At 69.5% G+C, this 19,232-nt stretch carries 18 protein-coding genes and 1 other RNA gene; 7 read left to right on the top strand and 12 right to left on the bottom strand.

Features of this window, described 5'->3' with window-relative positions:
• Positions 1–295 precede the first annotated feature (295 nt).
• The gene (cysD, locus tag EV683_RS07495; RefSeq protein ID WP_331709427.1) at positions 296–1,222 is read left to right on the top strand and encodes a sulfate adenylyltransferase subunit CysD; all 927 of its coding nucleotides are present in this window, start codon (positions 296–298) and stop codon (positions 1,220–1,222) included.
• A gap of 82 nt (positions 1,223–1,304) precedes the next feature.
• Positions 1,305–2,741 carry a sulfate adenylyltransferase subunit CysN gene (gene cysN, locus EV683_RS07490; protein ID WP_131862368.1) on the top strand — a complete coding sequence of 479 codons (1,437 nt, stop codon included), beginning with the start codon at positions 1,305–1,307 and terminating at the stop codon, positions 2,739–2,741.
• 92 nt (positions 2,742–2,833) lie between these two features.
• On the opposite strand, the gene EV683_RS07485 is transcribed toward cysN, so the two are convergent.
• From EV683_RS07485 to EV683_RS07475, 3 genes are all read right to left on the bottom strand, one after another.
• Positions 2,834–4,273, bottom strand: a complete 1,440-nt coding sequence (locus tag EV683_RS07485; protein ID WP_131862367.1) for an aminotransferase-like domain-containing protein — start codon at positions 4,271–4,273, stop codon at positions 2,834–2,836.
• A gap of 2 nt (positions 4,274–4,275) precedes the next feature.
• Positions 4,276–4,914 carry a LysE family translocator gene (locus EV683_RS07480; protein ID WP_131862366.1) on the bottom strand — a complete coding sequence of 213 codons (639 nt, stop codon included), beginning with the start codon at positions 4,912–4,914 and terminating at the stop codon, positions 4,276–4,278.
• A gap of 113 nt (positions 4,915–5,027) precedes the next feature.
• A complete protein-coding gene (locus tag EV683_RS07475; RefSeq protein WP_131862365.1) occupies positions 5,028–5,954 on the bottom strand; it encodes a LysR family transcriptional regulator in 927 nt (308 codons plus the stop codon).
• Between the two features lie 121 nt (positions 5,955–6,075).
• Between EV683_RS07475 and EV683_RS07470 the strand changes: the two genes are divergently transcribed.
• The 3 genes from EV683_RS07470 (at position 6,076) to EV683_RS07460 (ending at position 8,351) form a co-directional block, all read left to right on the top strand.
• On the top strand, positions 6,076–6,459 hold the full coding sequence (locus EV683_RS07470) for a DoxX family protein (RefSeq protein WP_131862364.1): 384 nt from the start codon (positions 6,076–6,078) through the stop codon (positions 6,457–6,459).
• 34 nt (positions 6,460–6,493) lie between these two features.
• A complete protein-coding gene (locus tag EV683_RS07465) occupies positions 6,494–7,354 on the top strand; it encodes a pirin family protein (protein WP_131862363.1) in 861 nt (286 codons plus the stop codon).
• A 109-nt stretch (positions 7,355–7,463) separates the two neighbouring features.
• Positions 7,464–8,351, top strand: coding sequence for a pirin family protein (locus EV683_RS07460; protein ID WP_131862362.1), 888 nt, complete (start codon positions 7,464–7,466; stop codon positions 8,349–8,351).
• A 41-nt stretch (positions 8,352–8,392) separates the two neighbouring features.
• Here the strand turns inward: EV683_RS07460 and EV683_RS07455 are convergent, their stop codons facing one another.
• The 4 genes from EV683_RS07455 to EV683_RS07440 form a co-directional block, all read right to left on the bottom strand.
• Positions 8,393–9,235 carry a 23S rRNA (adenine(2030)-N(6))-methyltransferase RlmJ gene (locus tag EV683_RS07455; RefSeq protein ID WP_131862361.1) on the bottom strand — a complete coding sequence of 281 codons (843 nt, stop codon included), beginning with the start codon at positions 9,233–9,235 and terminating at the stop codon, positions 8,393–8,395.
• Positions 9,236–9,279: 44 nt separating this feature from the next.
• Positions 9,280–10,023: a pseudouridine synthase gene (locus EV683_RS07450; protein ID WP_131862360.1), complete on the bottom strand. Its 744-nt coding sequence runs from the start codon at positions 10,021–10,023 to the stop codon at positions 9,280–9,282.
• 67 nt (positions 10,024–10,090) lie between these two features.
• Positions 10,091–11,728, bottom strand: coding sequence for a methyl-accepting chemotaxis protein (locus EV683_RS07445; RefSeq protein ID WP_131862359.1), 1,638 nt, complete (start codon positions 11,726–11,728; stop codon positions 10,091–10,093).
• 209 nt (positions 11,729–11,937) lie between these two features.
• Positions 11,938–12,831: a DMT family transporter gene (locus tag EV683_RS07440; protein ID WP_066613735.1), complete on the bottom strand. Its 894-nt coding sequence runs from the start codon at positions 12,829–12,831 to the stop codon at positions 11,938–11,940.
• 140 nt (positions 12,832–12,971) lie between these two features.
• Here EV683_RS07440 and EV683_RS07435 point away from each other — a divergent pair, with 140 nt between their 5' ends.
• Positions 12,972–13,853, top strand: a complete 882-nt coding sequence (locus EV683_RS07435) for an AraC family transcriptional regulator (RefSeq protein WP_131862358.1) — start codon at positions 12,972–12,974, stop codon at positions 13,851–13,853.
• A 95-nt stretch (positions 13,854–13,948) separates the two neighbouring features.
• On the opposite strand, the gene EV683_RS07430 is transcribed toward EV683_RS07435, so the two are convergent.
• On the bottom strand, positions 13,949–15,121 hold the full coding sequence (locus tag EV683_RS07430) for a benzoate/H(+) symporter BenE family transporter (RefSeq protein WP_131862357.1): 1,173 nt from the start codon (positions 15,119–15,121) through the stop codon (positions 13,949–13,951).
• Between the two features lie 141 nt (positions 15,122–15,262).
• Positions 15,263–16,042, bottom strand: coding sequence for an SDR family oxidoreductase (locus tag EV683_RS07425; protein WP_131862356.1), 780 nt, complete (start codon positions 16,040–16,042; stop codon positions 15,263–15,265).
• Between the two features lie 168 nt (positions 16,043–16,210).
• Between EV683_RS07425 and EV683_RS07420 the strand changes: the two genes are divergently transcribed.
• A complete protein-coding gene (locus EV683_RS07420; protein ID WP_131862355.1) occupies positions 16,211–16,468 on the top strand; it encodes a hypothetical protein in 258 nt (85 codons plus the stop codon).
• Here the strand turns inward: EV683_RS07420 and EV683_RS07415 are convergent.
• The 3 genes from EV683_RS07415 to ssrA form a co-directional block, all read right to left on the bottom strand.
• Positions 16,458–17,453, bottom strand: a complete 996-nt coding sequence (locus tag EV683_RS07415; protein WP_131862354.1) for an arsenic resistance protein — start codon at positions 17,451–17,453, stop codon at positions 16,458–16,460. The two genes, EV683_RS07420 and EV683_RS07415, sit on opposite strands and share 11 nt — an antisense overlap.
• Positions 17,450–18,688, bottom strand: a complete 1,239-nt coding sequence (locus EV683_RS07410) for an MFS transporter (RefSeq protein ID WP_131862353.1) — start codon at positions 18,686–18,688, stop codon at positions 17,450–17,452. The genes EV683_RS07415 and EV683_RS07410 overlap by 4 nt, the downstream gene beginning before the upstream one ends.
• Positions 18,689–18,819: 131 nt before the next feature.
• Positions 18,820–19,183, bottom strand: a transfer-messenger RNA (tmRNA) gene (gene ssrA / locus EV683_RS07405).
• Between the last annotated feature and the right edge of the window lie 49 nt (positions 19,184–19,232).

Below are 19,232 nucleotides of genomic sequence, written 5' to 3'. Positions count from 1 at the left end.
GATAGTGCGGGTTCCCGTGTGAAAGTAGGTCACCGCCAGACGCCCCTCAAGACCACGCCCCGAGCCCATGCTCGGGGCGTCGTCGCTTTGCGACGGCCTCGCTTATTCCTGCCGCGAGAGTCATATCGTTATATCCGTTACGTTCTGTTATTTGTCGCCCGCTTCGGGTAGATTACGTCCTTGATGAATAGCCTTGCCCGCGCCGTGGGCGAGCGGATGGACGAGACCCGGAAGGCATCCTGACGGGCCAGACAGCACTAGGGAAAAAGAGGCCGCAGGGCCTGGCAGAAAGATGATCCAAATCAGCGAAGAGAGGCTGACTCACCTCAAGCAGTTGGAAGCAGAGTCGATCCATATCATTCGGGAAGTGGCGGCGGAGTTCGAAAATCCGGTCATGCTGTATTCGATCGGCAAGGATTCGGCGGTGATGCTGCATCTGGCCCTGAAGGCGTTCTACCCGGGCAAGCCGCCTTTCCCGCTGATGCACGTGGACACCACGTGGAAATTCCGCGACATGATCGCCTTCCGCGACCATGTGGCCGAGAAGTACGGCCTGGACCTGATCGTGCACGTGAATCAGGAGGGCGTGGACGCCGGCGTCAACCCGTTCACCGCCGGCAGCGCCAAGCATACCGACGTGATGAAGACCGAGGGCCTGAAGCAGGCGCTCAACAAGTACAAGTTCGACGCGGCCTTCGGCGGCGCCCGCCGCGACGAGGAAAAATCGCGCGCCAAGGAGCGCGTGTACTCGTTCCGCGACAAGAACCACCGCTGGGACCCGAAAAACCAGCGTCCGGAACTCTGGAACATCTACAACAGCCGCATCGACAAGGGCGAGAGCATCCGCGTCTTCCCGCTGTCGAACTGGACCGAGCTGGACATCTGGCAATACATCTTCCTCGAGAATATCGAGATCGTGCCGCTGTACTTCTCGGCCGAGCGCGAGGTGATCGAGCGCGACGGCACGCTGATCATGATCGACGACGAGCGCATCCTGCAGTATCTGAGCGACGAGGAGAAGGCCAGCATCCAGAAGAAATCGGTGCGCTTCCGCACGCTGGGCTGCTACCCGCTGACCGGCGCGGTCGAGTCGACCGCCGCGACGCTGCCGGAGATCATCCAGGAGATGCTGCTGACCAAAACCTCCGAGCGCCAGGGCCGCGTGATCGACCACGATTCGTCCGGGTCGATGGAGAAGAAAAAGATGGAAGGCTATTTCTAAGGCCGACGTTGGCCGAGCCTTCCCGTGGATTCAGGGCGGGGCGTGGGTTTGTCCGCGCCGCCCCTTGTAGATGGAACGATGTATGTCCCACCAGTCTGAACTGATCGCCAGCGACATCCTGGCCTACCTCAAGCAGCACGAGAACAAGGATCTGCTGCGCTTCATCACCTGCGGTAACGTGGACGACGGCAAATCGACGCTGATCGGCCGCCTGCTGCACGATTCGAAGCTGATCTTCGAAGACCATCTGGCCGCGATCCAGAAGGATTCGAAGAAGTACAACACCACCGACGAAGAGATCGATCTGGCGCTGCTGGTCGACGGTCTGCAGGCCGAGCGCGAGCAGGGCATCACGATCGACGTCGCCTACCGCTACTTCAGCACCGACAAGCGCAAGTTCATCATCGCCGACTGCCCGGGCCACGAGCAGTACACCCGCAACATGGCGACCGGCGCGTCGACCTCCGACCTCGCGATCATCCTGATCGACGCGCGCTACGGCGTGCAGACGCAGACCCGTCGCCACAGCTACATCGTCAGCCTGCTGGGCATCCGTCACGTGATCGTCGCGGTCAACAAGATGGACCTGCTCGACTTCGACCAGACGGTGTTCGAGAACATCAAGAAGGACTACCTCGCCTTCGCCGAGAACCTGTCGATCCCGGACATCCGCTTCGTGCCGATCTCGGCGCTCAAGGGCGACAACGTCGTCAACGTCAGCGAGCGTACGCCGTGGCACACCGACGGTTCGCTGATGCAGCTGTTGGAATCGGTCGACATCGACCGCAGCGAAGGCGTCGACGCCTTCCGCCTGCCGGTGCAGTACGTCAACCGTCCGAACCTCGACTTCCGCGGCTTCTGCGGCACCGTCGTCGCCGGCCGCGTCGCACCGGGCGACGCCATCGTCGCGCTGCCGTCGGGCAAGACGAGCCGCGTCAAGGCCATCGTGACCGCCGACGGCGAGCTGCCGTCCGCGTTCGCGGGTCAGGCGGTGACGCTGACGCTGGAAGACGAGATCGACATCTCGCGCGGCGACATGATCGTGCGCGCCGACGAAGTGCGTCCGGCGGTGTCCAACGCGTTCAGCGCCCACGTGGTGTGGATGAACGAGCAGCCGCTGGTAGTCGGCAAGGAGTACATCTTCAAGCTGGCCGGCAAGAGCGTGACCGGCAAGGTCGCAGCGATCGAGCACCGCGTCGACGTCAACACCCTGGCCGAATCGGCCGCCGAGCAACTGGCACTGAACGAGATCGCGCTGGTGACGGTGGAGCTGAACGCGTCGGTCGCCTTCGACGCCTACGCCGATTCGCGCGGCACCGGCAGCTTCATCGTGATCGACCGCCTGTCGAACGCGACCGCCGGCGCCGGCATGATCGCCAAGGCGCTCGAGGCGTACGCGCAATCGGCCGACGCCGACGAGCTGTCGCGCCTGCGCGCCTTCGAGCTCGAATTGAACGCGCTGGTGCGCAAGCACTTCCCGCACTGGGAGGCGCGCGATATCGGCGGCCTGTTCAAGTAAGCCGCCTCGGCCAACGTTGGCCGAGCCACGGAAAAAGCCCCGCTCAGGCGGGGCTTTTCGTTTGTCGGCGCGGGGGCGTGGCCAGCGCGCCCTCAGGGCTGCCGGGGCGAGGCGACGCGGCCCGGCCAAGCTCCGAGCGCGGAAAAGCGCGCGCGGAAGTAGTCGATCAAACGCGCGTCGCCGGAGGCGGCGGCCGAGAAGCGCAGGTGGCGGCTCGGTCCGCCCTGCGGCATGAACAGCCGCCCCGGCGCGAGCAGGATGCCGTTGTCGAAGGCGTCGCGCACCAGCGGGTCCACCTCGACGCCGCAGGGCAGCGGCAGCCACAGGAAGGGACCGTGCTCGGCGGCGTGGCTCGTATCGAAGCCGGCCTCGGCCAAGGTGGCGAGCGAGCGGGCGCGGGCGCGGGCCAGCTTGTCGCGCACGCGCGCGACGTGCTTGCGGAAGCGCCCGCTCTGCAACAGCTGCATCACGAGAAGCTCGTCGAGCCGCGAACCGGTCAGCACCGCGGCGACGCGTTGGCCGAGCAGAGCCTCGACGATGTCCGGCCGCGCGCACACGTAACCCAGCCGCATCGCCGGGCTGAGGATCTTGGAGAAGCTGCCGAAATAGATCACGCGGTCGAGACCGCCCAATTGGGCGAGCCTGAGCGGTTCGCCCGGGTGCAGGTCGCCGTAGACGTCGTCCTCGCCGATCAGAAAGTCGTGCCGCTCGGCCAAGGTCAGGATCCGGTGCAGCACCGGCGCGCTGGCGTCCCAGCCGGTCGGGTTGTGCAGCACGGTCTGCATGAACAGCAGGCGCGGCCGGTGTTCGCGCGCCAGCGCCTCGAGTCGCTCGACGTCGGGGCCTTCGGGGGTGCGCGGCAGCGGCAACAGCCGCACGCCGGCCTCGATCAGCCGGTCGAACAGCACGTGGTAGCCGGGCTCCTCGACGATCACCGCGTCGCCGGGCTTGAGGAAGCGGCGGCAGACGAGGTCGATCGCCTGCGTCGCGCCGTAGCTGAGCAGCAGCCGGCCGGCGTCGGCCGGGATGCCCTGGCCACGCAATTTGAGCGCCAGCTGTTCGCGCAGGCCCGGCAGGCCCTGCGGCGGCGCCGGTACGTGCGCGTGCGCGTCGCCGGCCTCGCGCAGCGCGCGGGCGATGGCGGCCGGCGACAGCGTGTCCTCCAGCCAGGCGGCCGGCATGAAGCCGCTGCCACAGGCGATCTGGCTGTCGTCGGCTTCGAGGATGCGCCGCGTCAGCCACAGCGCGTCGATTTCGCCGTCGGAGGCGAGCCTGAGCGGCTCGGCGGGCCCGGGCGCGGCGCGGCAGACGAAGAAGCCGGCGCCCTGGCGCGACGCGATGCGTCCCAGCGCGACCAGCCGGTCGTAGGCGTTGATCACCGTGTAGGGGCTGACGTCGAGCCGGTCGGCGAGCTGGCGGATCGACGGCAGCCGGCTGCCGGCGGCGAGCCGGCCGCTGGCGATGTCGTCGCTCATCGCGGCGACGATCTGTTCGGTCAGCGGCACGGCGCCGGCGCGGTCGAGTCGGAACATGGCTAGTTGGCGTGGCGGTGGATGACGGCAGTATCGGCGCTGTGCGCCGGCCTGTCGACCAGGCCGAGCAGCGCGGTGGCGAGCAGCAGCGCCGCCATCGCGCCGTTGAACGCGCGCCGGCGACGCGCGTCGGTCAGGAAGCGCGCCAGCGATACGCCGAACAGCGCCCACACCGCGATGCACGGCAGGTTGACCACCATCATCACCGCGGCGAGCGCGAGGCCGGCCGACCAAGGCGTGGCGCCGGCGGGTAGGAAGAGCGCGACGGTGCTGATCACCATAATCCACGCCTTGGGGTTGACCCACTGGAAGGCGGCGGCCTCGAGCCAGCTCAGCGGCCGCGCGCTCTGGGTGCGTTCGACGGCGCCCGAGCGCGCGACGCGCCAGGCGAGGTAGACAAGGTAGGCGGCGCCGACCCACTGCAGCGCGTCGTGCAGCCACGGCAGCCGCGCGAACAGCGAGCCGAGACCGAGCGCAACCAGCAGGATCTGCACCGCACAGCCGGCGCCGATGCCGAGCATGTGCGGCAGGGTGCGGCGAAAGCCGAAGTTCACCCCCGAGGCGGTTAGCATCACGTTGTTCGGGCCGGGCGTGACAGACAGCGCGGCGATGTAGAGCGAGAGCGGCAGCAGGTCGGGCATGGCGGGCATCCTTGACGGGGTCGATGCCGCCAGTCTAGGCGCGCGCCCGGGGCGGGGGCAGCCACAGTGGCCGCGCCGGGCGTCGCACTGTGCCGGCGGTCGCGCCGGTACAGTCACGGCGCGGCGACGTCGGCCGAGCCGTGCCGCGTGCGCCAGGCGGCGGCGGCCTCGGCCAGCTGGCCGCCGAGCTCGCGCGTCGCCGGGCCGGCGGCGTCAGCATCGGCGTAGATCAGGTAGAGCGCGCTGTGGCGGAGGCGGCCGCTGGCCAGCGGCAGCGGGGCGAGGCGGCCGTCGGCCAGTTGCGCGGCGATGCGGTGGCGCGGCAGCCACGCGAAGGCGAGGCCGGCCTCGACGGTGGCGATCGAGGTTTCGGTGTTGCCGACCGTCCAGCGCTGCCGTGCGCCGAGCCAGCCCTCGTCGCGCGGCTCGCGCGTGCCCGAGTCGCGCACGACCACCTGGGTGTGCGCGGCCAGGTCGTCCTGCGCGATGGTGCGTCCGAGCGCGAACAAGGGGTGGCACGGCGCGGCGACGGCGACGAACTCGGCGTCCAGCAGCCAGTCGCCGAGAAAGCCCGCCGGCACGCGGTTACCGACCACCAGCTCGGCCTGGCCGGCGTAGAGCGCGTCGTCGGCGCCGGACATCACCACCTCGATCAGCTGCAGCCGCGTGGTCGCGCAGTGGCCGGCGAAGGCCGACAGCGCCGACAACAAGGGCTCGGTCGGGAACAGGCTGTCGACCGCGAGGCGCACCTCGGCCTCCCAGCCCTGCGTCAGCGCGCGCGCGCGCTCTTCGAGGCGGGTCAGCGAGTCGACCAGCGGGATCGCGTCGCGCAGCAGCGCGGCGCCGGCGCCGGTCAGCACCATGCGCCGGCCCTGCGGTTCGAGCAGCGGCACGCCGAGCTGCTCCTGCAGCCGGGCGACCGCGTAGCTGACGGCCGACTGGCTGCGGTGTAGCGCCTTGGCCGCCTGCGCGAAACCGCCGGCTTCGACCACGGCCTGCAGGATGCGCCATTGTTCAGCGGCGGTGCGGGGTAGCTTCATTGATCGAATATTTCGATGGTTTTGGCGGAAAATTTGCGCTTTTTTATCGGATTATAGCGTCCGATAATGGCTTCACGACAGCGATGCGCATCGGGCGCACGCCATCTTCGAGGAGAGAAGCATGAACAATCTGGTCGATCTGGTCGCCCGCGCGCTGATGGCGCTGATCTTTATCGTCGCCGGCGTCGGCAAGCTGGGCGCCGGCTACGCCGGCACGCAAGGCTATATGGAGGCGATGGGCGTGCCCGGCTTCCTGCTGCCGCTGGTGATCCTGACCGAGCTGGGCGGCGGCCTCGCGCTGCTGGCGGGCTTCCAGGCGCGCATCGCGGCCTTCCTCCTGGCCGGTTTCTCGCTCGCCTCGGCGCTGATCTTCCACACCAATTTCGCCGAGCAGGTGCAAAGCATCATGTTCATGAAGAACCTCGCGATGGCGGGCGGCCTCTTGATGGTGACGCTGCACGGCGCCGGCGCGTTCAGCCTCGACGCGATGCGCAGCCGCAAGTAAGCCGTCGTCCCGCAACGTGATACTGGAGAGCACCATGGGCAGCACCCCCTTCATCAGTCGCGAAGTCGAACGTCTCGTCGCCGGCGTGCCGGTGTCCGACGGCGCCGGCGTCAAGCTCAAGCGCGTGTTGACGCACGAGCTGCAGCGCCGCCTCGACCCCTTCCTGATGCTCGACGAGTTCCGCTCGGACAACCCGGACGACTATCTGGCCGGCTTCCCCGACCACCCGCACCGCGGTTTCGAGACGGTCACCTACATGCTGGCCGGCCGCATGCGTCACCGCGACAGCACCGGCAACGAGGGCCTGTTGGCGCCGGGCGGCGTGCAGTGGATGACCGCCGGGCGCGGCATCGTCCACTCCGAGCTGCCCGAGCAGCAGGACGGCCTGATGCACGGCTTCCAGTTGTGGGTGAACCTGCCCGCGTGCGACAAGATGACCGCGCCCGGCTACCGCGACATCCCGGCGGCCGACATCCCAGTGACGACGCGCGACGACGGCGTGACGGTCAAGGTGATCGCCGGCGTCGCCGACGGCACCGTCGGCGCGGTGACGCGCGAGGCGACCCAGCCGCTCTACCTCGACGTCGGCCTGCCGGCCGGCGCGCGCTACGAGGCGGCGATCCCGGCCGGGCACAACGCCTTTCTCTACGTGCACGACGGCGAGCTCGCCGTCGGCGGGCGCGGCCAGAAGGTGCTCGCCGGCCAGATGGCGGTGCTGTCGAACGCGAACCCGGCCGCCACCGGCGTGGCGCTGGCGAGTGCCGGCGGCGCGCGGGTGCTGGTGGTCGCCGGCCGGCCGCTGAACGAGCCGATCGCGCAGTGGGGGCCGTTCGTGATGAACAGCCGCGACGAGCTCGAGCAGGCGTTCGACGACTTCCGCGCCGGTCGCTTCTGAGTCGCCGCGACCGGGGGAGGGCGCGGCCTTCCCCCCTTTTTCTCCCCCAGGCTTGGCCGGGCCCGCCGTACGGGCGGCCGGCGTTCTCCCATCAAGAAGGAGGCAGGACATGAATGCCGTGCTGCACGAGATCCGCGCGCTGGCGCGCGACATCGGTTTTCCGGTCAGAAGGCTGCTGCCGAGCGTCAAGGCGCAGTCGGTCGGCCCCTTCGTCTTTCTCGACCACATGGGGCCGGCGCGCTTCGCCGCCGGCACGAGCGACGGCGACGTCAGGCCGCACCCGCACATCGGGCTGGCGACCGTCACCTATCTGTTCTCCGGCGCGATGATGCACCGCGACAGCCTCGGCTCGGTGCAGCGCATCGAGCCGGGTGCGGTCAACCTGATGAGCGCCGGGCGCGGCATCGTCCACTCGGAACGCATCCCGGCCGACGTGCGCGAGACGGGCGAGACGGTCGAGGGCATCCAGATGTGGATCGCGCTGCCGATCGCCGACGAGGAGGGCGAGCCGTCCTTCGTCCACTATCCGGAAGATCTGCTGCCGCGCTGGCGCGACGGCGGCGCCGACGTGCACCTGTTGATCGGCGAGCTGCTCGGCCGACGTTCGCCGGTAGCGGTCAAGAGCGCGACGCTGTACGCGGCGCTGACGCTCGCGGCGGGCGGCGCCTTCGTCGTGCCGGACGCCGCGCCGGAGCGCGCGCTCTACGTCGCGCAGGGCGAGGTCACGCTCGACGGCGCGTCGGTCGCGCCCGGGACGCTCTTGGTGCTCGCGCCGGGCGCGACGCCGCGCGTCGAGGCAGCCGGCGGCGCGCGGCTGATGCTGCTGGGCGGCGCGGTGCTCGACGGCGAGACGGTCGGCTACGGCCGGCGCGTGATGTGGTGGAACTTCGTCTCCAGCCGCCGCGAGCGCATCGAGCTCGCGAAGGCCGACTGGCGCGACGGCCGCTTCGCGCCGGTGCCCGGCGAGACCGAGTTCATCCCGCTGCCCGAGGGCTGAGCGGCGTCACGAAAAAGGGGCCCCGATGGGGCCCCTTCGCTTCAGGCGATCCGCTGTTCGAGCGTGAACGCCGCGCCCTTGTCCTCGCCGAGCGCCTTGACGAGGTAGGGCAGCGTCGCCTCGACGCGGCCGGGCAGCGTCCACGGCGGGTTGAGCACGAACATGCCGCTGCCGTGCATGCCGAAGCCGTCGCGCGACGGCGTGCGCACCGTCAGCGACACGTCGAGCCAGCCCTTGGCCGGCAGGCGCGCGAGCGCCTTGCGCATTTCCTTGACCTCCGGGCGCTGCAACAGCGGGTACCACACCGCGTAGACGCCGGACGGGAAGCGGCGCAGCGCTTCCTCGAGCGTCTCGACCACGCGGCGGTAGTCCTTCTTGTCCTCGTACGGCGGGTCGATCAAGGTCAGCGCGCGGCGCGGCGCCGGCGGCAGCAGCGATTTCAACAAGGCGAAACCGTCGGCCTTCTCGACGCGGGCGCGCCGCTCGTTCCTGAAGTTGTCGCTCAGGTGGACGTGGTCGCTCGGGTGCAGCTCGAACAGGCGCAGCCGGTCGTCGGGCCGCAGCACCTCGCGCGCGAAGCCGGGCGAGCCCGGGTAATGGCGCAAGGCGCCGTCGGGGTTGGCCGAGCGTACGATGGAAAGATAGTGCGCGAGCGTTTCCGGCGCGTCGGCGCGCTGCCACAGCCGGCCGACGCCGGTATCGAACTCGGCGTTCTTCTGCGCGTATTCCGAATCGAGCGCGTAGTAGCCGGCGCCGGCGTGGGTGTCGATGTACCAGTAGGGCTTGTCCTTCTGGTTCAGATAGTCGGCGAGCTCGACGAGCAGCCAGTGTTTGAGCACGTCGGCGTGGTTGCCGGCGTGGAAGGCGTGGCGGTAGCTGAGCATGGGTCTGGGTCTTTGCGAAAGGGGGCGGGCGGTGCGAGCGCGAATCAGGCCGGCCAAAAACGCGGCGCGACCGCGTCGCGCCAGCCTAGCGCGGCGACGACGGCGGCGAATTCGGGCGCCAGCGGCGCGGTCAGCGTCAAGGGCTCGTCGGTGAACGGATGCACGAGGCGCATCTCGACGCAGGCGAGCAGCATCCGCTCGCTGCCGTAGCGCTCGGCGAACATGCGGTTGTGGCGGCCCTTGCCGTAGGTTGCGTCGCCGATGATAGGGTGGCTGATGTGCTTCAGGTGCCGGCGCAGCTGGTGTCGGCGGCCGGTTTGCGGCTCTAGCTTGACCAGCGCGTAGCGGCTTTGCGGGTAGCGGTCGACCGCTACCGGCAGTTCGACCGTCGCGAGCGTCTTGTAGCGGGTGACGGCCGCCTGCGGCTCGGCGCTGACGGTCTCGCCTAGCCATTCGAGGTCGTCGACGCGGCGCGTCAGCGCGTGGTCGATCTCGCCCGCGTCGGCCGGCCAGCCGCGCACCACGGCCAGGTAGGTCTTGTCGACCTCTTGGCGCTCGAAGCGCCACGACAGCTCGCGGCCGGCGTCGCGGCTTTTGCCGAACAGGAGCACGCCCGAGGTGCCCTTGTCGAGCCGGTGCGCCGGGTAGACGCGCTGGCCGATCTGCTCGCGCAGCATCTGCAGCGCGAAGCGGCGCTCGTGCTTGTCGAGCACCGTGCGGTGCACCAAGAGGTCGGTCGGCTTGTGGATGGCGATCAGCTGATCGTCTTCGTACAGGATGGGCAGCATGGCGAGGTTGGCCGAGGTCGGGGCGGCATTATCGCACGACGCCCGGCCAACCGCAGGAGGGGAGGGATCAGGCGAGCTTGAAGCGGGCGGCGCTTTCTTTGAGCGCGTGCGACAGGCCGGTCAGCTCGGACGCCGCGTCGCCCAGCTGGCGCGCGGTGCCGTTGTTGCTTTCGGCCATCTGCGCGACTTCCTCCATGCTGTGCGCCAACAGCTGGCTGGCGCTGCGCTGTTCGCCGAGCGCGCTGTGGATGTGGCGGATCGCGTCGTCGACGGTGCGCGTCGCCGCGTCGATCTCCTGCATGGCGTCGGCGGTATCGGCCGACACGCGGCCGACCACGCCGACCTGCTCTAGGCTGCGGCTCATGCTGTCCTGCGCGGTGCGGGTGCCGTGCTGGATCGCGTCGATCAGCGCGTTGATGTCCTGCGCCGCCTTGGACGAGCGCTCGGCCAACTTGCGCACCTCGTCGGCGACCACCGCGAAGCCGCGGCCCTGCTCGCCGGCGCGCGCCGCCTCGATCGCCGCGTTCAGCGCCAGCAGATTGGTCTGGTCGGCCACGTCGCGGATCAGCGCGGTGATCGCGCCGATTTCGTCGACGGTGCGCGACAGCTGGCCGAGGTTGGCCGAGGTCTCGCCGACCACGGTCGCGACCGTTTCGGCGGTTTCGCGCGAGGCGGCCGCGCTGCGGTTGCCTTGCTGGGCGCGCTCGCCGGCGCGTTGCGCCTCGACGGCGGCCTCGTCGGCGCTGTCGGCGATGTGGTTGACGCTGACGGTCAGCTCCTCGATGGTCGCCGCCGCGTTGGCGGTCGCCTCCGACTGCTGCTGCGTGCTGGCGCCGACGTCGCGCGCGATGCAGTCGAGCTTGTCGGCGGTGCCGGCGACCGCGTCGGCGTTGCGCTGCAGCAGGGACAGCGTGTCGTGTAGCTGGCCGCGCATCGTCTCGAGCGCGCGCAGCAGTGCCGTCACTTCGTCCTCGCCGCCGGCGCGCGCCGGCAGCGGTACCGCGCGGCTCAGGTCGCCGGCGGCGATGTCGTGCGCCAGCTCGGCGGCGCGCGACAGCGGCGCGCCGATCGCGCGCGCGATCAGCCAGGCGAGCGCGAGGCCGGCGGCGACGGCGAGCGCGCACAGGCCGGCCAGGAGCATGACCTGCCGCTCGTAGGCGGCCTGCGCCTCGGCCTGGGTGTCCTTCATCAGCTGTTCCTGGTACTGGCCGAGCTTTTCGGTTGCCTTCCACAGTGCTTCGTTGGCGGGCACGAAGCGGGCGTAGAGGAAGGCGAGCGCCTCCTCGTCGCGGTCGGCGCGGATCAGCTGGTAGAGCGGCGCGTACAGCGGCGCGAGCGCCTGGCGCGTGGCGGTGACCCCGGCCAGCAGCGCCTTGCCCTCGTCGGTGTGGATCAGCGCGGCGAGCTGGTTCAGCTTCTTGTCGTTGTCGGCGCGGTTGGCTTCTATGAGCGCCAGCTTGGCCTCCCAGACGCCGGGCTGCCCGGTCAGGATGCCGTCACGGATGTGGCGCGCGTTGTCGAGAATGTTGCGGATCACGTCGTCGACCATCACCACCTTGGCGTAGCGGTCGTCGACGATCAGGCCGAGCCGCTCGTGCATGTCGGACAGCTTCGCGAGGCTGAGTGCGGCGGTGCTGGCGATCAGCGCGACCATGACGCCGAAGCCGACGTAGAGTTTGTGGCGGACCTTCAATCCTTGCAGCATGCCGTTCTCCTGGTTGCGGCGCCGCCCGGTGCTAACGGCGGGCGACGATGACGTGAAGTGAATATTATATGACGTAACCGGGCCTATATTGCAGCGCAAAATGCCAATGCCTTGCTGGCGCCTCCAGCGTGAGCGTCGCGGCGGCGGCGTGCCTTAATCCAGGTCAAACAAAAAGCGCCCCGTGGGGCGCTTGCCGAGATCGTCCGCGCTCAGGCGCGGGCCGGGGCGGGCGTGGCGGGCTTGTGCCGGAACACGAGCACGTTGCCCGCCATCACCAGCGCGAGGCCGGCGAGCGCCGGCGCGGTCCAGTGGTAGCCCTCGAACCACACCGACACGTTGAGCGCGACGACCGGGAACAGCACGGTGCAGTAGGCGGCGCGTTCCGGGCCGAGCCGGCCGACCAGCATCAGGTAGGCGGTGAAGCCGATCACCGAGCCGGGAATCGCCAGGTAGGCCAGCGCGGCCAGGTAGCGCGGCGAGGCGTCGATCGCGAACGGCAGGCCGGCGACAACGGAGCCGGCGACGAGGATGGCCGCGCCGGCGAGCATCGCCCACGCGTTGGTGTCGAGCGGCGCGAGCCCCAGCGCCTGCAGCCGGCTCGACAACAGGTTGCCGATGGAAAAGCACAGCGTACCGGCCAGCGCGAGCGCCAGGCCGGTCGGCGTGCCGGCGTCGGCCGCGTGGCCGGAAAGCTGAGGCCAGAACAGCAGCGCGATGCCGGCCAGTCCCAGCGCGCCACCGATGAGCACCGGGGGCGCGACGCGCCGCCCGAGGAAGACGCGCGCGTTCAGCGCGTTCCACAGCGTCGCGGTCGAGAACACCACCGCGACGAGGCCACTCGGGATGAAGCGGCTGGCGTGGTAGAAACACAGGAAGTTCAGGCAGAACAGGAACAGCCCCTGCGCGGCGACCAGCCCGGCCGCCTCGCCGCGCGGTACGCGCAACCGGCGCGCGAGGGCGAGCAGCGCGAACAGCAGCGCCGCGGCGACGAGAAAGCGGTAGGCGATCGACAGCGGAATCGGGACTTCGCCGAGCTGCCACTTGAGCGCGATCCAGGTCGTGCCCCAGATCAGCACGGTCGACAGGTAGAGCAGCGCGTTCATGGATGGTCTCCGGGTGGACGGGAACGGCGCCAGTGTCGCCGGCGGTGGCGCCCGCGCGCTTGCAGAATCCTGCGTTTTTTTCCGCCCTCCCGCCGTCGGGCGCGCCGGCGCGGCGTACACTGGCGCTGGAGGAAAACGCCATGTCCACGCTGCAGGTCTTCGACACGCTCACCCGCTCGCACGCCGATCTCGAACGCCGCGCGCCGCTCGGCGACGGTCTCGTCGCCGCGCTCTGGCAGCGCAACCGCCTGGAGGATACCGTCTACCGCCGGCCCGGCCACCACACGCTGTCGCTGTATCTGGAGGGCGGCTTCGGCATCGTGCGCCGCGGTCTGGCCGAGCAGCGCGGCGCGCCCGACAAACTGTGCATCCTGCCGGCCGAGCACGAGTCGTACTGGCAGATCAACGGTCGCATCCGCTTTCTCCACCTCTACTTCACGCCCGAGCAGTTCGGCGCGCTCGCGGTGACGATGCTCGATCGCGAGCCGCGCGAACTCGCCCTCAACGACCGCACCTATATGGACGACGCGCGGCTCGCCGCGCTGTGCCGGCGCCTGGCCGCGCTCGACTGGCGCGACGCCGACGGCCGGCTGACCGGCAACGCGCTCGGCCACGAAGCGCTCGCCCACCTGATGCTGACGCAGACCGGCCGGCGCCGTCCGCTCGTCGTCAAGGGCGGGCTCGCGCCGGCGCAGCGTCGCCGCGTGCGCGAGCTGGTCGAGGCGAGGCTGGACAGCGCGCTGACCGTCGCCGAACTGGCGGCCGAACTCGCGCTGTCCGAATACCACTTCGCGCGCATGTTCCGCGCCTCCTTCGGCCTGCCGCCGCACGCGTGGATCATGCGCCGCCGGCTCGAGCGCGCGCGCGAGGCGCTCGCGCGGCCGGACGCGCCGCTGGCCGACGTCGCCGCCGCCTGCGGCTACGCGAGCGCCAGCCACCTCGCCAACCGCTTCCGCGCCGCGCTCGGCGTTACGCCGGGCGACTACCGGCGCTGGGCGACCGGCAGCGCGGGCGCGCGCTGATTCGGGACGGTCATGGCCGCAATCATAAAGGCTCGGCCAACTGCATGAGCTTGGCCGAGCCTTGTGGTCTGGAAAAGCCGTTCGCGCGGCGCGGCTCAGGCCGGCTGGCGCCGCGCGTTGAGGACCAACAGCGCCAGCACGCCGGCGACCAGGCCCCAGAACGCCGAGCCGACGCCGAACAGCGTGACGCCCGACGCGGTGACGAGGAAGGTGATCAGCGCCGGCTCGCGCTCGGCGTCGTCGCGCAGCGCCGCCGCCAGGCCGTTGCCGATGGTGCCCAGCAGCGCCAGCCCGGCGATCGCCAGCACCAGCTCCTTCGGAAAGGCGGCGAACAGCGCGCTGACCGTCGCGCCGAAGGCGCCGACCGCCAGGTAGAACACGCCGGCGGCGACCGCGGCGACGTAGCGGCGCGCCGGGTCCTCGTGCGCCTCGCGGCCGAGCGAAATCGCCGCGGTGATCGCCGCGAGGTTCAGCGCGTAGGCGCCGAACGGCGCGAGCAGCAAGGTCGCCACGCCGGTCCAGCCGACCAAGGGCGAGACCGGCACCTGGTAGCCCGACGCGCGGATCACCGCGACGCCCGGCACGTTCTGCGAGCCCATGGTGACGATGAACAGCGGCAGCGCGACGCCGATCAGCGCGCCCGTCGAGAAGGTCGGCATCGTGAATACCGGCGCGGCCAGCGCGAAGCTCAGGCCCGCCAGGCGCAGCTGGTCGTGGAAGAAGGCGAACGCGACGCCGGCGGCGAGCGTCGCGACGATCGCGTAGCGCGGCTGTAGCCGCCGCGCGACCAGATAGACGCAGAACATCGCGAACACCAGGCCGAACTGCGTCTTCATCGCGGCGTAGACGTCCAGGCCGAAGCGCAGCAGCACGCCGGCCAGCATGCCCGACGCGAGCGAGACCGGGATGCGGCGGATCGCGCGCTCGAACCAGCCGGTGAAGCCGAACAGCGTGATCAGCGCGGCCGAGACGAGGAAGGCGCCGACCGCGTCGCTCATCGCGACGCCGGACGCGCTGGTGATCAGCATCGCCGCGCCGGGCGTCGACCACGCGGTGACCACCGGCACCCGGTAGCGCAGCGACAGGCCGATGCAGGTCAACCCCATGCCGAGGCCGAGCGCGAGCATCCACGACGCGGTCTCGGCCGGCGTCGCGCCGAGCGTGCCGGCGGCCTGGACCACGATGACGGCGGAGCTGGTGAAGCTGACCAGCACGGTGACGAAGCCGGCGACGACGGCCGACGCGGACAGGTCCTTGAGCAAGCGCATGGGGGAGGGGGAGAGAAAAATCAGCCCGACAGCATAGCATCGGCCGGTCGTGCCGCGGGGTGGTGTTCACGGTAGGTGATTGGCCGGCGCGAAGCGATCGCGGGGAGGGCGGCCGGGTCTCGGCTCCGGCCGCGTTGGCGCTCAAAACACGCCCGGGTAGTGGCCGCCGTCGATCAGGATGTTCTGGCCGGTGAGGTAGCCGGCGTGCGCGCTGCACAGGAAGGCGCACAGCGCGCCGAATTCCTCGGGGCGGCCGAAGCGCTGCGCCGGGATGCCGGCGGCGATCCGGGCGCGCGCCTCGTCGACCGACAGGCCCTGCGCCGTCGCGCGGCCGGCCATCAGCGACGCGAGCCGGTCGGTGTCGAACATGCCCGGCAGGAGGTTGTTGATCGTCACGTTGTGGCCGACCGTCTTGCGCGCCAAGCCGGCGACGAAGCCGGTCAGCCCGGAGCGCGCGCCGTTCGATAACCCCAACTCGGCGATCGGCGCCTTCACCGCCGAGCTGGTGATGTTGACGATGCGGCCGAAGCCGCGCGCCATCATGCCGTCGACGGTCGCGCGGATCAGCTCGATCGGCGTCAGCATGTTGGCGTCGATCGCGCGCAGCCAGTCTTCGCGCGCCCAGTCGCGGAAGTCGCCCGACGGTGGGCCGCCGGCGTTGTTGACCAGGATGTCCGGCGCCGGCGCGGCCGCCAGCGCGGCGATGCGCCCGTCGGGCGTGGTGATGTCGCAGGCGACGGGCGTCACCGTCACACCGTGGCGCGCGCGGATCTCGTCGGCCGCCGCCAGCAGAGGCGCCTCGGTGCGTGCAACCAGCGTCAGGTGCACGCCGGCCTCGGCCAACGCCTCGGCGCAGCCGCGCCCCAGTCCCTTGCTCGCGCCGCAGACCAGCGCGTGTTTGCCGGCGATGCCCAGATCCATGTCGACTCCTTCTTCGGTGGAGCGGCGCGCCGCCCGTCGTTGTGCCCGCCGTCCAACATGCCGCGCGCACCGGGTGCGCGTCAAGCCGGACACGCCCGGCGGGCTCCTGTGCGGCGTGTGCTAGAACGGAACAGATTCCATCGTTTGCCGCTGCAACGGGAGGCTGCCGTGCTCGAACTGATAGACGCGCGACCCGACGGGCGCCGCGAGATCATGGTCCACGCGGAGCACAACAAGGTGCCGGTGCATTTTCATATCGCCGCCGACGCGGTCGACGACTTCCTTGGCATCGAGTCGACCGGAATCGAAAACGCGGTCGCCGGGCTGAAACGCCACTGGGAGCGTTTCGTGCCGCGCGTCGAAGGGTTCGTCGCCCGGCACGGCGGGCACGACTTCCTGCTGACGAGCGAAATGCTCAACCCCTAGCTGCGCTATCGCGGTGCGGGCCCGTTCCCGTTCCGAAGGGCAGCTTGGGCAGCCACCACAGATAGCCCACCATGCCGAACAGTTCGACCAGAGACTGGAACACGACCACCACCACGGTCGCCTCCCAGCCGGCCGGCAGCGCCAGCGCGAACGGCAACACGACGAAAGAGTTGCGGGTGCCGAAGCTGAAGGCGAGCGTTCTGCCAGCATCCGGTCGCAGACGCAGCCAGCGGCTGAGGGCGAGCGCCAGCAAGCAGGCCATCAGCAGAAAACCGACAAACAGCGGCAGCACGGTCAACAGCAGCGCGCCGGCGCCCCTGACCGCGCCGACCTGCGTCGCCGCGATCAGGAACACCACCAGCGTCAGCAGCGGGACCGGGCACCAGCCGAGGCGTTCGCGCCAGACCGATCGCGCCGCCTGCGCCTCGACCCAGCGCTCGGTCAGCGCGGCGGCGGCCAGCGGCAGGCCGACTAGGGACAGCGCGGCAGGCAGCATTTCCTCGGGGTTGAGCGCCGCGCCGAAGTCCGCGCTCGGCAGCATCAGCCATAAATAAACCGGTAGCAGCAGCAACTGCAGCAAGAGGTTCAGCGGCGTCACCGCGATGGCCCGTGCGCCGTCGCCCCGGCCAAGCTGGGTAAAGGTGATGAACCAGTCGGTGCAGGGCACCATCAGGACCAGCAGTACGCCAAGGCGCAAGGCCGGTTCGTCGGGCAAGGTCGGCAGCGCCAGCCACACCGCCAGCGGGATCAGCACGAAGTTGCCGACGAGGACGGCCAGTACGAAACGCCGGTCGCCGAAGGCGTCGCGAACGTGCAGCAGCGGCACCTGGACAAAGGTCGTGTAAAGCAGCGTCGCCAGGGACGGCCACAATAGCGCCTCCAGGGCCGGCGCAATGTGCGGCCGCAGGCTGCCCAGCGCCAGGCCGCCGGAGATGGCGGCAAGGTAGAGCCAGACCTGATGGCGTTCGAGCGTCAGGCGATTCATCGGCGGCCGACCCGGAAGATCGCCAGCGTCCCGGCCAGCATGAGGGCGGCGGCCAGCGCAAAGGCGAGCGTCGGCGAGGCCGCCGTCCAGAGCACGCCGACGGTGGCGCTGGAGAGGAACTTGGCCGAGCCGTTGACGGTACCCATAGCCCCAATGCCGAACGTCATCGTTTCGGCGGGAACCAGCTGGGCGGTGACGGTCGCCTCCAGCGCTTCTTGCACGGCGACGTAGAGGCCGGCGCAAAAGAATACGACAGCCAGCCACGCGACGCTGTCGACGCCCGCCCAGAAGGCCAGTGCCGTCAGGGTGGCCGTTGTGGCGCCCAGCGCGTAACCGGCCACCAGCACCGGCAGGTGGCCGACGTGGTCGGCCAGCCAGCCGACCGGCCACGAGGCGGCAACCTGGACCACATTGCGCCCCACATAGAGTAGCCCCGCAACCTGTGCCGCCTGTACCGCTCCCAGCGTCGGGGTCAGCAGCGTGGTTGCCGCCAGGATCAGCAGCGCGTGCGAGAAGTCGCCGACCCCGAACAGGCCGATCGCCCCGAGGTAGCGCTTGAAACGGCCGGGCAGGGCGCGCAGTGAGCCCAGAAGCTTCAGCTTGGGGTTGGCCGAGCGGCGGGGGTCCTCGACCAGAACAAGAAAAGCCAGCACGGCCAGCACGCCGGGGACGAGCGACAGCCACAACACGAAGCGGAACGGCCCGGCCGCATCGTCCCAGTGCCAGCTCTGCGCGCTACCAAGCAAAGCTACCCCGAGCAGCGGGCCGAAAACCGCCCCCACCGTATCGGCCGCGCGGTGAAAACCGAATGCCCGCCCGCGCGTTGCCGGGCTGACCGCCTGGATGACGATGGCGTCACGCAGCGGTCCGCGCAAGCCTTTGCCGAACCAGGACACCATGCGTCCGAGCAAGATCAACGGCCAGCCCGTCGCCAGCGCGATCAATGCCTGCCCGAGAGGGGTCAGCCCGTAGCCGGCCAGGACCAGCAACTTGCGGTGTCCGAGTTTGTCGGCAATATAACCCGATAGCATTTTGGTGAAGCTCGCCACCGCATCGGCGACACCCTCGATCAGGCCGAGCGCCGCCGCCGGGATGCCCAATACGGCCAGAAAGCCGGGCAGGATGACGGTAGTCGTTTCGTAGCAGAAATCTCCCAAGGCGCTGGTTACGCCGGCGCCGGCAACCGTCCGGTTCAGCCAGCTTCGCGAGGACGGTAGAGTTTTTTCGTCGGGCATAAACAATCCAACTGGCAAGTCAGAACGGGGATTGAGCGTACGTGCTGAAACAGCTCCAGGCAACAAAAAACCCGCAAAGCCAGAAGCCTTGCGGGTTTTGATCTCTCATGACACGTCATGAAAGCCGGATTTGGTGGAGGCGGCGGGAATCGAACCCGCGTCCGGAAATCCTCTACGGTGAGTTCTACATACTTAGCCGTGTCGTTTGGATTTGACCTGCTACTCCGCCGACGGGCAGGCTGAGCATAGGCGAGTCGCCTTGAGTTTCGCCCTGGGTCAAGCGACCCGACACAGAGCTAGCTGATGTAAAGTGACACTGCAGTGGTTTGACCCACCCGGCCCATCAGCGAACCGTTGCAGTGTCTGGCGCAATTAAGCGGCCAGAGCGTAAGTTTCGTCGTTTGCGACTATATAAATTCAGCGTTTTACGGGGTGACTGAAATCCCGGTATGCCCTCATCCGCTTCGCAACCCCCGTCGAAACCAGGTCGCCCCCAGATGTGGTATCGCGATTATATCGACAATCGCGCCGCGCGGATAGTTCC

Origin of the sequence: Crenobacter luteus (assembly GCF_004345725.1) — a bacterium.
Taxonomy (GTDB): domain Bacteria; phylum Pseudomonadota; class Gammaproteobacteria; order Burkholderiales; family Chromobacteriaceae; genus Crenobacter; species Crenobacter luteus.
The sequence above is the reverse complement of the archived record's forward strand: the minus strand, read 5'-3'. Positions and strand labels throughout refer to the sequence as shown.